We start from the raw sequence: 13,045 nt of genomic DNA on the forward strand, positions 1-13,045 counted from the left end.
GCTTACCGGCAGTTTAGACCGCTCCCTTAACCCATCCTGCCAGGCGTTCGAATATCGTATCGCCGAGATGCAGGACATGGCCATGCGAACCCTTTCAGCAGTGCTTTTCGTGATCGCGACCACGCTTCCGGCTGCAGCCGCCGATGGTTTCAACATCGTCGTGCCCGGTCGTCCCGGCGTGCCGATCATCATCAACGGCGTCGATGCATCCTATCGCGTGATCGAAGGCGATTGGGGCTTGCAGCGCGGCATTCATATTCAACCGACAGTCTATGGCGGTCGTTACGTCGATCCGGTGCCGAATGTCGGCCACTACTATCCGAGCCTCGGCCACAAGCCCGGCTACGGGCGTTTGGAAATCGAGCCGCCGGCCAATCGCAAATTGCCGCAGCCGGCCGAGAGCTTCCACGAGCACTGGTCGGCGAAATCCGCGCCGATGGAGCGGCAAAATGAAGTGCCGTTCAATCCACCTGAGGTCATCGTCGCACCGCCGGAATTCCGACGCTGACCGATCAATCACCAACACCAAAAAAAGACACCCGACAGGAGAGAGTATTCATGCGTAACGCGATTTCAAAATGGGTTGCGGCATTCGCCGTTGTCACCGCCACTGCCGGCGCAGCGCCTGCAATGGCCTGCGGCGGCGGCCTGTTCACCTCAAACGGCTGTTCGCCTTGCGGTCAGGCCTATGTCAGCCCCTGCGGACAGGGCTATAGCGCCGGTTACGGTTACGCCGGTGTGGCCGCCTATGAGCGGCTGCCCGATCCGACGCCGGTGACGCGTCAGTATTATTACGCCAACCAGGGCCCGACCTTCAGCGGCCCGGGCATGTTCGCTCCGGTCCCGACCTATCAGGAGACTGCGATCGGCTGGCGCGGCTATGGCCAGGGTTACGGTCAAGGTTACGGTTACGGCTATCGTCGCGGCTATTACGGCGGCCCCTATGCCAATCCGGTGAACTACTCCTATGGTCCGGCCTATCGCGCGCCGGCGATCTACAGCTATCCGTCGCGCAGCCAGTATCGTGCGCGCCCGAGCTATCGCTACGGCTACAGCATGCAGCCGCGCACGCGTTACGGCACTACGCAGCGCAGCTACGCGTCGCGCACCGGTTATCATCAGGCGCATCGCTATGGCGCGCCGAAGGTGATGTATGCGCCGCGCGCCGTAGCTCCGCAGCGTGGTTATCACCAGTCGCAGCAGCATCGCCGCGCGTACTGATCTGATCGAACGAAGAACGCCCGCTCGCAGCAATGCGGGCGGGCGTTTTCGTTTGGATAGAGGGATTCTTTTTTTGACGCGTTTTCTTGACGCGAACCGGGACCCACTTCGCTCGAAAACGCTCTAGCCCATCAGGCCGAGCTTGCTGGCGCCGACATAGAGCGCGAGCACGGCGGCGTTCGACACGTTGAGGCTCTTGATCTCGCCGGGCATGTCGAGCCGCGCGACGACGCTGCAGGTCTCTCGCGTCAGCCGTCGCAATCCGCTACCTTCGGCACCGAGCACCAGCGCCAGCGGTTGCTGCAGCGGGATCGCGCTGATGTTCTCGGTGCCTTCGCTGTCGAGACCGACGGTCATGAAGCCGAGGTCGTTCAATTCGTTCAGCGCCCGCGCCAGATTGGGCACCGTGATCATCGGCACCAGTTCCAGTGCGCCGGACGCGGATTTCGCCAGCACGCCGGTGGCCTCCGGGCTGTGCCGGGCCGTGGTGATGATCGCCTTGACCGCAAAGGCCGCGGCGGAGCGCAGGATGGCGCCGACATTATGCGGGTCGGTGATCTGGTCGAGCACCAGCACGATGCCGTCCTGGGGCAGGCTGTCCAGATCCGGCGATTCCAGCGGTTCGACCTCGGCCAAGAGGCCCTGATGCACGGCATCGGGCCCCAGCCGGCGATCGATCTCGTCCGGACGGACCAGGATCGGTGCCACGCGGGTATCGATCTTCTCCTCGGCAAGACGCCGGGCGGCGTTCTCGGTCAGAATCAGCTTGAGAATTTTCCGCTGCGGATTGGCCAGCGCCATGGTGACGGTATGCCAGCCATAGAGGATGGCCGGGCCGTCACCGCCGGATTCCCGGCCACGCCGGGGCGGCCGCCTGCCGTGATCCCGGCCCTGATCGCGCGGTTTGTCCCGGTTTTGACTGCTTTGGCCGTCGCGTCCCTTGTCAGGTCCACGCTGGAATCGCTGTTTTCGTTCTCGATCGCTCATGGCTGGCTTGTCTCACGCATGCCGAATAATGGCAATTTGGGGCCCCCGGAAAGAGGTCGGGAAGGGGGGATATTCCTGCCAGGGTCGGTTGACTTTGCCCCATGGCTTCCGTCATAAACGCGCCAACCGGGAGCCCGTTTACGGGCGCGCGTTTTAACGTCATCCATGGCCGTCCAGCCACTTATTCGGTGGGACTGCCGTGTTGGGCCAAGGTCTTGTTGGGCTTGGGTCCGATGGCGTGAGGCGGGGGAGTGTCCCGAGTGGCAAAGGGAGCTGACTGTAAATCAGCCGTCTTATGACTTCGAAGGTTCGAGTCCTTCTTCCCCCACCATTTTCACATCATTGACGAATTGGCCCTGCGGGGCGGCGGGTTACAGGCAATCCTGTAAGCAATTCCATTTTCGGGGTTGTTCGCTTCAAGCAGCGCGTATTTGCCTGGTTCCGAACACGCCAGCCTAATTCGATTTGGGGTCCGACGGTGGCTTCCGCAGGTTGGCGGTCTCGGGATCGAAGCCAATAGCGTAGACGTCCAAGACGCCAGCTTCGCGCAGCTTCCGTAGCTCGCTCGCCGTCTGATCGAGGGTCTGTACGGTTCCGTAGCAGACCTTCTCCGGCTGCCCGTGAGGCGTCCCGTAGATACTGTAGGTCACGACTGAAGCACACCCCGTGATTGCTGCGAAAGGTTTGTAAACGCTACCGCAGTCATTGGCTTGTTGTCTATAAAAATAGACAACTTGTTGGCGGGCGGCTGCGTCAACACTTGTGGCCGAAGACTTGCGCAGATGGGTCATGACCGTGGTGGTGCCAAGCTTGCTCACGCATGCACGCTTCTCATTGGTTTATCTGACAGCCACGAACACACCGCGGCTGGAACTGCTCCCTCTATCGCAACGGACACATCGAAATATGGCTGGCCCATGTAGCGTGCGACAAGCTCGGCCAGGATAGCCGCCACCGGCATCGTCGCGATGAGCCGCACGTAAAGCGGCTGGCCGGAAAGCGCCCAGTCCACTCCTGCCGTCAACCAAGCAGGAATGACGGCGAGCACATACGCAATTCCCACCAGCCACGCCAGGAACCCGATGTCGGGAAAACCATCGCGCAACAACTGATCGGCGGCGATGTAGACGAACAGCACGAGTGGCGGAAACAACATCGTGAAAACGAGCAGTCGCTTCATAAAATCATCTCCAAGATCCGTTGGTCAGATTTGGAGGTGTTTCTGTTCAAACTACCAAGTCGCCAAAATTGGTTTCCCTTTCCCGAAACATTGCAGAATGCGCAGTGATCATACCTCTCATTGGCGCTCGCATTCCTGGTCAGGAACGCGGAGGCGGCTTGGGCTCTTTCCGAGTCCAGTAGATGCTCACCAGTGTGGCCAGAAGAATTGGTGGAGCAAACAGCGCAATGTTGCGAGCGTGAATATCTGTCGTCGCGGCCTCCGCTGGAACGACGACTAACGATATTACGTACCCCGAGAGCGCTGCCAAACATGCGGATAGGAGCACTTGCCATCCAAATCCTAAAGGCAGTTTCACGAGCAAGTACCCGAAGATGCTGCCGGGCACGAGTCCGACAATGAAGAATATGACCCAAATGCCTAGAAGCATGTCCATGTTAGAAGCGTTCCTTATTCGTGAGCGGGGAGGGCATCCGCATTGCGAATATTGTGGCAATGCCTATGCTAGCTGCACGCACGCCGCGACAGGACCCCGACGGCCGAATGGATCAAATCGTAGGAATTTTAATCCACATTGTTCTCGACGTCATCGTTAAGGCAACAGGACGAAATATACTTAGGTTCGTTGGTCTGCGTGATCGTTCGGAACGAGCTGAGCGGATTGTCGGGAGCATATTCTGGGCAGTAGCAGCGGTCGCAGCCTTCATTGGCATTCGGCAGTTGACGTAATCTCTCCTATTCCAGGACTGCTGAATCCCGCACGTCCTTACTGCGCGTCAGCCACCACCCAAGAAATGGTTGGCAAGGGCGCAAAGCTTGCACCAGTGATCCAGATCGCTTGCTGCTCGAATGGTCCCGGAGCCGGGCAAGATCGAAAATGCCGTTTCGAAAATTGGGTGCGAAACACGCGTGTGGCGATCTCTGCCGCTCCCAGAGCGATAGTCATTCTGCATCGTGCTTCCGGATCTGATGGAATTATGTTTCCTGTTTTTCACCGTCCGTAGAACTTCCTCCTTAAATCATGCGTCAACTGGACCGCCTCTGAAACTGCCGGTAGTAATCCAGTGTCATCACCTCAAAATCACGTTCGGATCATTCGATGTTTGCGCTCCCGGTTATCGCGGGTTTTGCGATTGGCGCCGTTTTCGGCGTGGTCGGTCTGCTGAGCGGGTTCTGCCTCATGAGCAGCCTGCGCGACTGGTGGGCGCATGACGACGGACGCAAGATCCGCAGCTACGCGCTGGCGGTTGCCGTGGCGGTTGTCGGCACACAATTCATTGCCGGCGCTGGGATCGTCGAGATCGCCAAGTCGCTCTATTTGCAGCCGTCATTCTCGGCGCCGTTGATCTTCGTCGGCGGGCTGTTGTTCGGCCTGGGCATGGTGCTGTCGAATGGCTGTGCATCGCGTGCACTGGTGTTGCTCGGCAAGGGGAATCTACGATCGCTGGTCGTGATCGCGATCATTGGCGTCACGGCGCAGATGACCTTGAAGGGCCTGCTCGCGCCGACGCGTCTGTCGATCCTGCAATGGACGCAGACGACGCCCGGGGTGAATTCTCTTCCGTCGCTGTTCGGTACGCTCGGTCTGCCTGACGCAACGGCGCGCGTGGCAGCAACACTGATCGTCGGCGGTGCGCTGTTGGTGTTCGCACTGTCGCATCGTGCGTTTCGACGTTCGCCGGGGCAACTCGCGGCGGGGTTGGTAATGGGCCTGCTGGTGATCGCCGGCTGGCTGACGACCGGTTGGCTTGGTGCTGATGAGTTCGATCCGATCCCGGTGGCGTCGCTGACATTCGTGTCGCCGGCTGCCGATACGCTGCAATTCATCATGCTCTCGACGGGCATGACGCTGAATTTCGGAATTGCGCTGGTGGCGGGGGTGTTCATCGGCAGCCTGCTGACCGCCCTGCTGACCGGACGCTTTGAGCTTGAGGGCTATACGTCGGCGCGCCATACCGGACGTTCGATGGCAGGTGCCGCGCTGATGGGGATCGGTGGTGCGATGGCTTATGGCTGCTCGATCGGGCAGGGGCTGACAGGTGTGTCCACGCTCGCACTGCCATCCTTCGTTGCGGCTGCGGGTATCTTTGCGGGCGCTGCAGTTGCGATCCGCGGCCTGGCACTGCGTCCTGTGTTTGCGACGCAATAAATCCTCTCTAGTCCGCTTCGTTAGTTTGATTGCGCCGGCGCAGGGCGATTGCTAATCAATCCCCTGATCGTCAGAGGTTTTGTGCGCAATGAAAAAGCGAGGACTGTTTTTCTGTTTGTCGGTCCTTGCGCTGATGTCATTTGCAACGGGCGCGGTCACTGCGCAGACACGGCCCGCCAAGCAGGATGCCGCGCCGGACAAGCCCTTCGCCGAGCATTTCATCGCCTTGCAGCTGTCCGATTCCGATCCGAAGAAAGAACGCCTCGTTCTCAGCGTCGCCAGCAATCTCCTGAAAGCCTATGGACCGGACAAGGTGGCGGTTGAAGTCGTCACCTTCGGTCCCGGCATCGATCTGTTGCGCGACACCAACGAACACCGCGCACTGGTCGATAGTCTGGTCACCCAAGGCGTGCGCTTCAGCGTCTGTGGCAACACGCTGGATACGATCGAGCGGGACACCGGCAAGCGGCCGGCGATCAATCCACATGCGGTGGAAGTGCAGGTCGGCGTCGGCCATCTGCTGGATTTGACAGAGCGCGGTTTTACGATCGTGCGTCCCTGAAATTGTATGTCCCTGAAAAGGAGTTTTGAGATGCGATCATTGTTGAGATCGATTGCCGGAGCCGTCCTGTTGTCGCTGATCACGTTGTCCGCTTATGCAGCAGGCGCGAAGGAGCATCGCGTCGCCATTCAGGTCAATCAGAACGATCCGGCTCTGATGAATCTGGCGTTAAATAACGCAACCAATGTCATGGAATTCTACAAGGCGAAGGGCGAGGACGTTCAGATCGAGATCGTCACTTATGGGCCGGGTCTGTACATGCTGCGCGACGACACCTCGCCGGTGAAGGACCGCATCAAGCAGATTGTCGATGCCAGCTTCCCGTCCAGCGTCAAATTCATTGCCTGCGGTAATACCAAAGAGGGCATGGAGAAGCGTGAGGGCAAGGCGATCAGTGTCGTATCCGAGGCGACGGTGGTGCCATCGGGCGCCGTTAGGTTGATCGAATTGCAGGAAGCCGGCTGGAGCTACCTCAAGCCTTGAAGATTCGTTTTTTTGACGCGTTTTCTTAACGCGAACCGGCGTCCACTTCGCTCGAAAACGCTATAACTACTTCGACGGCGGGGCTTTCCGCGCCAGTAGCATCCAGTTGCGCTGGATGAGGTCGCGCGGCGAGCCATCGACCAGGATCGCAATGCCGATGCGCGCGCCAAGTATCATGCCGCCGACGGCAATCGGCCAGGACAGCGCCAGCATCGATCCCGCGGTGATGCCCTGACCGATGGTGCAGCCGCCCGCCAGAATGCCGCCGACGCCCATCAGGCAGGCGCCGATAAGATGGCGGCGCATTTCGTGATCGTCGTCGAAGGCTTCCCAGCGCAGTTCTGCGGCCAACCACGCTGCGGCCCATGCACCGGCAATGACGCCGAACACGCTGCCGACGCCGAAATCGGCGAAGTTCGCGACATTCAGAACCCCGGCATACAGTGCTTTTCCGATCGTCGATACGAATGTCAGGCTTTGTGGGCGGGGCGGGCCAGCGAAATCGTCGTTCAATCCCACCGTGACAATCCAGCCGGCAATCGTGAGTAATCCGAGTGCGACGCCGGCAGTGAGCAGGCGCGGCGCGCGGCGCAGGCGTTTGTCGCTGAGTGCCAGCCAACAGAGGCCGCTGCCGACAATGATGGCGAGCGGCACGCGCAGATCGCGGCCGGTCGCTTGCGTCAGCAGCGATGCAAAGTCGGAGCGTATGCCGTCCGGCATCCGGATCGCTAGCTGCTCAAGCACGCCAATGCGAAGATCGGCGAACAATCCGCGCAGAGTGGCATAGGCCGTCGCGCCCAGTACGAGGATCACGATCAGGCTCCTGAGATCGCCGGTGCCGAGCCGCACCAGCGAGCCGAAGCCGCAAGTGCCGACCATTGCCATGCCGGTGCCGAACAAGATGCTGCCGATGACGATCGCAATGAGGGGCAATGCGGTGGGAACGTAAGTGGTGTGTTCCGGCGCGAGAAAGCCGGACAGGATCAGCGCCTGCGTACCGAGCACGGCGATACCCAGCGCCAGCCCAAAGATCTTCAGGCGGCGATTGTCACCGCCCATCAACGCATCTTCAATCGCGCCAAATGTGCAAAGGCGCGCGCGTCGCACGGCAAATCCCGCGATGGCACCGATGGCAAAGCCAGCCAGCGCCGATAACCAGGCAGACATGTTCTGCATGGATTTCCTCCCGATGTGAGGAGCGCTGGCCTTACGGGCCGCGCGCCTCCGCCTGCCGGATCGGCGGCGTTATTTTTTCTTGGTCGGCGCCGGTGTGGCGCAGAAAATATCGTAGATGACCGAGATGACGCTTCGCACGTCGTCATTGGCCAGGCTGTAATAGATCGTCTTGCCGTCGCGTCGGGTCTCGACCATGCCGTCGTAGCGCAGACGCGCGAGCTGTTGAGACACGGCTGACTGCCGCAGCGACAGGATGTTCTCCAGTTCGGACACCGACCGCTCCCGTTCCGCCAGCAGGCACAGCAGTAGCAGACGGTTTTCGTGCGAGATCGCTTTCAGGAAATTGCTGGCCTTGCGGGCCTTGCGCATCAACTGGTCGAGTTCGGGCGAATACTCCGCGCCGTCGCGCAGTTCGTCTTCGAGTTCGGATGGGATGATAGAAGCCATGGCAGCGTGCGTGTCCCGCGAATGTTTGAAGGGGTCAGGAACGATTGGCGTTGGGCTGTGAGGTGGTCAGTCTGGCAGCATACTTCCCGAGCAGGCTCCAGAAAGATTCGTGGTTCATGTAACCGGTGATGCGGCCAATCTCGCGGCCGTTGTCGACGATCAGAAAGGTCGGCGTGAAACGTACCGGGGAAGCCAGTGCGACGCCGGGCGATTTGTCGCGATCCATATCGATGCGGCGCAGCGGAAGAAGCTTGGCTTCGTCGGTCTTGTCGTAGACCGGCGCGATCTCACGATTCCAGCGCGCGCACCAGACGCAGCCATCGCGCTCGAACATCAGGAGTTCGGACGCATCAGCGATGCGCGGCGACAGCGCCACGGTCATCACCAACAATGTTGCGATCAACGAGGTTTTCAGAGGCAATTTCCACGTCATGTGTTACACATACACGAATTCGAATATTTATGCCAGAACCGGATCCGCCGTCGTGTCCTCAATCTCGTTCCTTGGTGCGCTGGGCGCAGGGCTGTTGTCGTTCTTGTCGCCCTGCGTTCTGCCGCTGGTCCCGCCCTATCTCTGCTTTCTGGCAGGCGTCAGCCTGGACGAACTCGATGATCGCGGTGGCCAGGCCGGCTGGCGACCGAACGGACGCGTGGTCGCACTGTCCTTTGCGTTCGTGCTGGGGTTTGCGACGATCTTCGTGGCGCTCGGCGCATCGGCATCGCTGATCGGCAAGGCGATTACGGCGCATTTCGAGACGCTGGGCATCATCGCCGGTGTGTTGATCGTCATTCTCGGACTTCACTTTCTCGGTGTCTTCCGGATCGGGCTGTTATTTCGCGAAGCGCGCTTTCAAGCGGTGCGCAGACCGGCGGGTTTTCTTGGCGCCTATCTGGTCGGCCTCGCATTCGCCTTCGGCTGGACGCCATGCGTCGGGCCGGTGCTGGCGGCTATTCTGATGGTCGCAGGTGCTGAAGGCGCACCGGCGCAGGGTGCACTTCTGCTCGCGGCCTATGCGATGGGGATCGGCATTCCCTTCATGCTGGCTTCGCTGTTTTCGGGGCCTTTCATGCGGCTGATGGCGCGGCTGCGTCGGCATATGCTGGCTATCGAGAAGGTGATTGGCGCCGGCCTTGTCCTGACAGGTGTTCTGTTTTTGACTGGTGCCATGCCGCGGATTTCAGGTTGGATGCTGGAGACCTTTCCGGCCTTCGGCACGATCGGATGATGTGTGGCTCGGGAGGATCGAATGTCTGAGGTAACTGGCGTGATCACCAGACGGCATGCGCTCGCGGCCATCGGTTTCGGCGTGGTCGGGTTACGCGCTGCACCGGCATCCGCAAAGGCGACGCTCGGTGATGACGGGCTCTATCAGATGGACTGGTATCTGGAGAGCTTCCTCGATCTCTCCGAGGATCTGGCGGGCGCGACCGCCAAGGGCAAGCGCTTCGCTGTGATGTGGGGCCTCAAGGGCTGTTCGGCCTGCAAGCGCATGCACGAAAGCTACATGACCAATCCGAAGATCGAGACCTATATCCGCGACAATTTCGAGATTCTGCATCTCAATCATATCGGCGCGCGGGAGGTGACGGATTTCGACGGCCGCAAGCGCGGCGAGAAAGCCTTTGGCGAAGCCTATGGCATTCGCTTTACGCCGACGATCCAGTTCTTTCCGGAGACCGTCGCGGGACTGGCATCGAAAAGCGGACAGGCGCGGGAAGTCGCGCGCATGCCCGGACTTTTGGAACCGACAGAATTTCTGGCGATGTTCCGCTATGTGCGTCAGAAGGGCTACGAGACGGCGACGTTCCCGGAGTGGCTGAAGAAGCAGGCGTAGGCGCGCGGGCGAACTAGAAATCCAGTTTGTCCTGGATCGCCGCGATACCGGCCTTGGCGCAGGCCTCATCCGCATCGCCACCGGGGGCGCCCGAGACGCCGATGGCGCCCAGCATTGCACCGGCGCCTTCGATCATCATGCCGCCACCGATGATCACGACATTCGGCAGGTTGCGCAGTCCGGCCTGCATCATGCCGGGCTGGCTGATCGCATTGAGTTCGGTGGTGCTGTTGCGGAAGGTCGCCGAGGTCCACGCCTTGCCGGTGGCCGTCGGCGGCGTGTGCGGTCCGGCAAAGCGATCGCGCAGCAGGACTTGCGGCGTGCCAAAGCGATCAACCACGGCAACCGCCACCTGGTAACCGCGCTTCTGGCACTCCTTCAGCGCGGCACGCGCAGCATCGAGCGCCAGCTCAAGTCCGAGGGATTTGTAACTGACGACGGCTTCTTCCGCCTTTACTGCAGATGACGCGAGCATCGACAGGACGATGGCAATCCATGCGTTTCGCATCGTCATATCGATCCCCTCTCAGCTTCGGTTACTTGTTGACCGGCGATTCCGGATCGAACAGGAAAGCCACGATATCCTTGATCTGCTGCTCGCTCAGCACCTTGTTGACGCCGAAGCGCGGCATGTTGGAGCAGGCGAACATGGCTTGCGAGTCGTAAACCTTGGTGAAGGCGTTCTTGATTTCCTGCGGATCGTATTTGCGGTCCTTGCCGTAATTGGTCAGGCTCGGCCCGAGCGTGCCGTAGCTGACTTCCTTCTGCTCCATCTGATGGCAGGCGTAACAGTTGCCGCCGGCGACCGTATCAGGCGGATCCGAGAACTGGCCGCCGCGGCCGTTATTGGCGATCTTCGCGCCTTCCTTCCAGTTGCCGAGAAATTTGCCGTCGGCGGGATACACCACCCGCGCCAGTTCGCGCGCGGTGATCTTGTCGGCTTCCGCGCTGGGCACCTCGTTGTGAAAGGCATTGCAGGTCTTGAGCGTTTCGTCCGGCTCGATGCGGGCCTGCCATTCCGGCGGCGCCTTGCCGAAGGTGGATTTCATATAGGCATCGACGAGGGCCGGATCCGGCGCCTTGGCAGCGGTCTGCGCCGATGCGGATGTCGTGAGCGAGCCTGCTGCGAGAACGAGCGCGGCGAGTGTCAAAACGCGTTTCATCCCGGGCTCCTTATCGCTTGATCGACGGAACGTTGAGTTCGCCGGCCGCCGCTTGTTTTTGCAGGAAAGAGGTGAGGGCGGTCAGTGCGTCCGAGCCATATTCCGGCACGGGCCAGCGCTGCTGGCGGAAGCAATCCCACAGACGATGCTGCATGGTGCGCAGCGCGCCCTGCGAGACGCGGTAGGTCGGCCAGCCGCCCATGGTTTCCTGCGCCGGCTTGCCGGGCTTGGAGAAGTTAGGCAGTCCCTGCAGCCGGATGCGCTTGCCGTCGTCGGCATGGCAGGTGGCGCAGGAGAAATCGTTGACGCCGCCGCGGCGATAGAACAGCGCTTCGCCGACCGCCACCATCTCCTGCTCCTTGGGATGGCTCAGCGGAATGTCGATCTTCATGCCGTTCGATTTGTTGGCGATGTAAGCGACGAGATCTTCCATGTCGGACGCACGGCCCGGGCCGGAAAAGCGCCGCGCGACGACATCCTTGGTATCAAGTCCCTGAATGTTCTGCATGCACCACAACAGACGCTGCTCGAGGTCCATGACCTTGTCGGCATCTGCAAAGTAGCGCGGCAATTGCGCGAAGGCGCCTTCGAGCTTGCCGGCGCCGAGACCGAGATTGCAGGTTTCCAGCGAGACGTTCTTGGTGCCGCGGGCTTCGCCCCACAGCGCTTCGCCGCGATCGACGGCGAGATAACCGGGATTGGACATCGGGTCCGAGATCATCTCGCGATAGCGTTCGATCTCTTTCTCGCTGGCGTCCTGCGCATGACTGCCGAAGCTCCCCGCGCAGAGTACCAGAATGGCCGCTGCCGCTGACCGAATGACGGTCTTCCTCATCTGTCCCCTCCCACATCGCCGTCTGTGCGGCACTGTGCATTTCAGATCTTTACATTCAAGAAAAAGAATATAATGATATGTCCCAGATAAGATAGATCAGACTTGGAATCGTCAAGTGATACTATTGTAAAGGGATTGCTCAAATCCCGCAGGAGGAAGCACTCATGATTTTGAAGTCGGTCGAGAAGACCCGTCGCGAAACGCTGGCCATGGCCGCGATCGCCGGTCTCGCAGCAATCCTTGCTCCCAGACTATCGCTGGCCGATGAACAGGCCGTCGCCGCCGAAATCAAGAAGCTGTATGGCGACAAGAAATTCGAAGGCGGCAAGATCAAGCTCGACGTGCCCGAGATCGCCGAAAACGGCCTTGTGGTCCCGGTCAATGTGGATATCGAAAGCCCGATGACCGATGCCGACTACGTTAAGTCGGTGCATGTGTTTGCCGAAGGCAATCCGTTGCCGGCCGTCGTCAGCTACCGGTTCACGCCGGCTTGCGGCAAGGCCTCGGCCTCGACGCGCATGCGTCTTGCGGAAACCCAGAACATCGTCTGCATCGCCGAAATGTCCAACGGCAAGCTGCACATGGCGAAGGCCAATGTGAAGGTCACGATCGGCGGCTGCGGCGGCTAGTCGCGCAGCTTCGTTCACAGAACAGATTTATCAGGCGAGGACTTTCCCATGGCAACCAAACCAACCCCGCGCGTTCGTGTTCCGACCCAGGCCAAGCCGGGCGAGCTGATCGAGATCAAGACGCTGATCTCTCACGAAATGGAATCCGGCCAGCGCAAGGATGCGGCCGGCAAGGTCGTGCCGCGCAAGATCATCAACAAGTTCACGGCAGCCTTCAATGGCAAGACGGTGTTCGAGGCCGACTGGAATCCCGCCATTTCGGCCAATCCCTATCAGTCGTTTTTCTACAAGGCTGCCGAGTCCGGCGAATTCACCTTCACCTGGAAGGATGACGACGGCTCCGACTATGTCGCAACCAACAAGCTGACCGTGGCCTGA

Annotated in this window: 18 protein-coding genes and 1 tRNA gene; 10 read left to right on the plus strand and 9 right to left on the minus strand. The window is 60.3% G+C overall.

The features are described 5' to 3' along the window. Positions 1-82: 82 nt before the first annotated feature. Positions 83-508 (plus strand): hypothetical protein, encoded by a 426-nt coding sequence (locus AB8A23_RS16430; RefSeq protein ID WP_184518042.1) that lies wholly within the window; start codon positions 83-85, stop codon positions 506-508. A gap of 50 nt (positions 509-558) precedes the next feature. Next, on the plus strand, positions 559-1,221 hold the full coding sequence (locus tag AB8A23_RS16435) for a hypothetical protein (protein ID WP_439058941.1): 663 nt from the start codon (positions 559-561) through the stop codon (positions 1,219-1,221). Between the two features lie 123 nt (positions 1,222-1,344). On the opposite strand, the gene rlmB is transcribed toward AB8A23_RS16435, so the two are convergent. Continuing rightward, positions 1,345-2,208: a 23S rRNA (guanosine(2251)-2'-O)-methyltransferase RlmB gene (rlmB, locus tag AB8A23_RS16440; RefSeq protein WP_231080224.1), complete on the minus strand. Its 864-nt coding sequence runs from the start codon at positions 2,206-2,208 to the stop codon at positions 1,345-1,347. A 245-nt stretch (positions 2,209-2,453) separates the two neighbouring features. On the opposite strand from rlmB, the gene AB8A23_RS16445 reads away from it, so the two are divergent. Next, positions 2,454-2,539, plus strand: a tRNA-Tyr gene (locus AB8A23_RS16445). A gap of 124 nt (positions 2,540-2,663) precedes the next feature. On the opposite strand, the gene AB8A23_RS16450 is transcribed toward AB8A23_RS16445, so the two are convergent. Continuing rightward, entirely contained in the window at positions 2,664-3,026 is a 363-nt protein-coding gene (locus AB8A23_RS16450) for a hypothetical protein (protein WP_439061184.1), read from the minus strand. Next, complete coding sequence (locus AB8A23_RS16455) at positions 3,023-3,388, minus strand: hypothetical protein (protein WP_439058939.1); 366 nt, start codon at positions 3,386-3,388, stop codon at positions 3,023-3,025. The genes AB8A23_RS16450 and AB8A23_RS16455 overlap by 4 nt, the downstream gene beginning before the upstream one ends. A 1,099-nt stretch (positions 3,389-4,487) precedes the next feature. On the opposite strand from AB8A23_RS16455, the gene AB8A23_RS16460 reads away from it, so the two are divergent. From AB8A23_RS16460 to AB8A23_RS16470, 3 genes are all read left to right on the plus strand, one after another. After that, positions 4,488-5,537: a YeeE/YedE family protein gene (locus tag AB8A23_RS16460; RefSeq protein ID WP_439058937.1), complete on the plus strand. Its 1,050-nt coding sequence runs from the start codon at positions 4,488-4,490 to the stop codon at positions 5,535-5,537. Between the two features lie 133 nt (positions 5,538-5,670). Then, complete coding sequence (locus tag AB8A23_RS16465; protein ID WP_244558353.1) at positions 5,671-6,099, plus strand: DsrE family protein; 429 nt, start codon at positions 5,671-5,673, stop codon at positions 6,097-6,099. Positions 6,100-6,129: 30 nt separating this feature from the next. Continuing rightward, positions 6,130-6,582 carry a DsrE family protein gene (locus AB8A23_RS16470; protein ID WP_439058935.1) on the plus strand — a complete coding sequence of 151 codons (453 nt, stop codon included), beginning with the start codon at positions 6,130-6,132 and terminating at the stop codon, positions 6,580-6,582. A 66-nt stretch (positions 6,583-6,648) separates the two neighbouring features. Here the strand turns inward: AB8A23_RS16470 and AB8A23_RS16475 are convergent, their stop codons facing one another. From AB8A23_RS16475 to AB8A23_RS16485, 3 genes are all read right to left on the minus strand, one after another. Further along, positions 6,649-7,758, minus strand: a complete 1,110-nt coding sequence (locus AB8A23_RS16475) for a YeeE/YedE family protein (protein ID WP_439058934.1) — start codon at positions 7,756-7,758, stop codon at positions 6,649-6,651. 69 nt (positions 7,759-7,827) lie between these two features. Beyond that, the gene (locus tag AB8A23_RS16480; RefSeq protein WP_068731992.1) at positions 7,828-8,205 is read right to left on the minus strand and encodes an ArsR/SmtB family transcription factor; all 378 of its coding nucleotides are present in this window, start codon (positions 8,203-8,205) and stop codon (positions 7,828-7,830) included. 34 nt (positions 8,206-8,239) lie between these two features. After that, positions 8,240-8,638: a thioredoxin fold domain-containing protein gene (locus AB8A23_RS16485; RefSeq protein WP_439058932.1), complete on the minus strand. Its 399-nt coding sequence runs from the start codon at positions 8,636-8,638 to the stop codon at positions 8,240-8,242. Here AB8A23_RS16485 and AB8A23_RS16490 point away from each other — a divergent pair. Both AB8A23_RS16490 and AB8A23_RS16495 read left to right on the plus strand, forming a co-directional pair. Further along, a complete protein-coding gene (locus AB8A23_RS16490) occupies positions 8,637-9,431 on the plus strand; it encodes a cytochrome c biogenesis CcdA family protein (protein ID WP_439058930.1) in 795 nt (264 codons plus the stop codon). The two genes, AB8A23_RS16485 and AB8A23_RS16490, sit on opposite strands and share 2 nt — an antisense overlap. Positions 9,432-9,452: 21 nt before the next feature. Continuing rightward, positions 9,453-10,040 carry a SoxW family protein gene (locus tag AB8A23_RS16495; protein WP_439058928.1) on the plus strand — a complete coding sequence of 196 codons (588 nt, stop codon included), beginning with the start codon at positions 9,453-9,455 and terminating at the stop codon, positions 10,038-10,040. 13 nt (positions 10,041-10,053) lie between these two features. On the opposite strand, the gene AB8A23_RS16500 is transcribed toward AB8A23_RS16495, so the two are convergent. The 3 genes from AB8A23_RS16500 to soxA are packed head-to-tail and all read right to left on the minus strand — an operon-like array spanning position 10,054 to position 12,038. Beyond that, complete coding sequence (locus AB8A23_RS16500; protein WP_439058927.1) at positions 10,054-10,554, minus strand: GlcG/HbpS family heme-binding protein; 501 nt, start codon at positions 10,552-10,554, stop codon at positions 10,054-10,056. A gap of 22 nt (positions 10,555-10,576) precedes the next feature. Further along, on the minus strand, positions 10,577-11,203 hold the full coding sequence (soxX, locus tag AB8A23_RS16505; RefSeq protein WP_320444730.1) for a sulfur oxidation c-type cytochrome SoxX: 627 nt from the start codon (positions 11,201-11,203) through the stop codon (positions 10,577-10,579). A 10-nt stretch (positions 11,204-11,213) separates the two neighbouring features. After that, positions 11,214-12,038, minus strand: a complete 825-nt coding sequence (gene soxA, locus AB8A23_RS16510; protein ID WP_439058925.1) for a sulfur oxidation c-type cytochrome SoxA — start codon at positions 12,036-12,038, stop codon at positions 11,214-11,216. Between the two features lie 164 nt (positions 12,039-12,202). On the opposite strand from soxA, the gene soxY reads away from it, so the two are divergent. Beyond that, complete coding sequence (gene soxY / locus AB8A23_RS16515) at positions 12,203-12,667, plus strand: thiosulfate oxidation carrier protein SoxY (RefSeq protein ID WP_439058924.1); 465 nt, start codon at positions 12,203-12,205, stop codon at positions 12,665-12,667. A gap of 48 nt (positions 12,668-12,715) precedes the next feature. After that, on the plus strand, positions 12,716-13,045 hold the full coding sequence (gene soxZ, locus AB8A23_RS16520) for a thiosulfate oxidation carrier complex protein SoxZ (protein ID WP_089264796.1): 330 nt from the start codon (positions 12,716-12,718) through the stop codon (positions 13,043-13,045).

The organism is Tardiphaga sp. 619_E2_N8_4 (assembly GCF_051810905.1).
Classification (GTDB): Bacteria; Pseudomonadota; Alphaproteobacteria; order Rhizobiales; family Xanthobacteraceae; genus Tardiphaga; species Tardiphaga robiniae.

Bases quoted from the DNA above. Each gene is read 5' to 3' on its own strand.
- AB8A23_RS16430 (WP_184518042.1), top strand. From the start codon at position 83: ATGCGAACCCTTTCAGCAGTGCTTTTCGTGATCGCGACCACGCTTCCG.
- AB8A23_RS16435 (WP_439058941.1), top strand. From the start codon at position 559: ATGCGTAACGCGATTTCAAAATGGGTTGCGGCATTCGCCGTTGTCACC.
- rlmB (WP_231080224.1), bottom strand. From the start codon at position 2,208: ATGAGCGATCGAGAACGAAAACAGCGATTCCAGCGTGGACCTGACAAG.
- AB8A23_RS16455 (WP_439058939.1), bottom strand. From the start codon at position 3,388: ATGAAGCGACTGCTCGTTTTCACGATGTTGTTTCCGCCACTCGTGCTG.
- AB8A23_RS16460 (WP_439058937.1), top strand. From the start codon at position 4,488: ATGTTTGCGCTCCCGGTTATCGCGGGTTTTGCGATTGGCGCCGTTTTC.
- AB8A23_RS16465 (WP_244558353.1), top strand. From the start codon at position 5,671: ATGTCATTTGCAACGGGCGCGGTCACTGCGCAGACACGGCCCGCCAAG.
- AB8A23_RS16470 (WP_439058935.1), top strand. From the start codon at position 6,130: ATGCGATCATTGTTGAGATCGATTGCCGGAGCCGTCCTGTTGTCGCTG.
- AB8A23_RS16475 (WP_439058934.1), bottom strand. From the start codon at position 7,758: ATGCAGAACATGTCTGCCTGGTTATCGGCGCTGGCTGGCTTTGCCATC.
- AB8A23_RS16480 (WP_068731992.1), bottom strand. From the start codon at position 8,205: ATGGCTTCTATCATCCCATCCGAACTCGAAGACGAACTGCGCGACGGC.
- AB8A23_RS16490 (WP_439058930.1), top strand. From the start codon at position 8,637: ATGTGTTACACATACACGAATTCGAATATTTATGCCAGAACCGGATCC.
- AB8A23_RS16485 (WP_439058932.1), bottom strand. From the start codon at position 8,638: ATGACGTGGAAATTGCCTCTGAAAACCTCGTTGATCGCAACATTGTTG.
- AB8A23_RS16495 (WP_439058928.1), top strand. From the start codon at position 9,453: ATGTCTGAGGTAACTGGCGTGATCACCAGACGGCATGCGCTCGCGGCC.
- AB8A23_RS16500 (WP_439058927.1), bottom strand. From the start codon at position 10,554: ATGACGATGCGAAACGCATGGATTGCCATCGTCCTGTCGATGCTCGCG.
- soxX (WP_320444730.1), bottom strand. From the start codon at position 11,203: ATGAAACGCGTTTTGACACTCGCCGCGCTCGTTCTCGCAGCAGGCTCG.
- soxA (WP_439058925.1), bottom strand. From the start codon at position 12,038: ATGAGGAAGACCGTCATTCGGTCAGCGGCAGCGGCCATTCTGGTACTC.
- soxY (WP_439058924.1), top strand. From the start codon at position 12,203: ATGATTTTGAAGTCGGTCGAGAAGACCCGTCGCGAAACGCTGGCCATG.
- soxZ (WP_089264796.1), top strand. From the start codon at position 12,716: ATGGCAACCAAACCAACCCCGCGCGTTCGTGTTCCGACCCAGGCCAAG.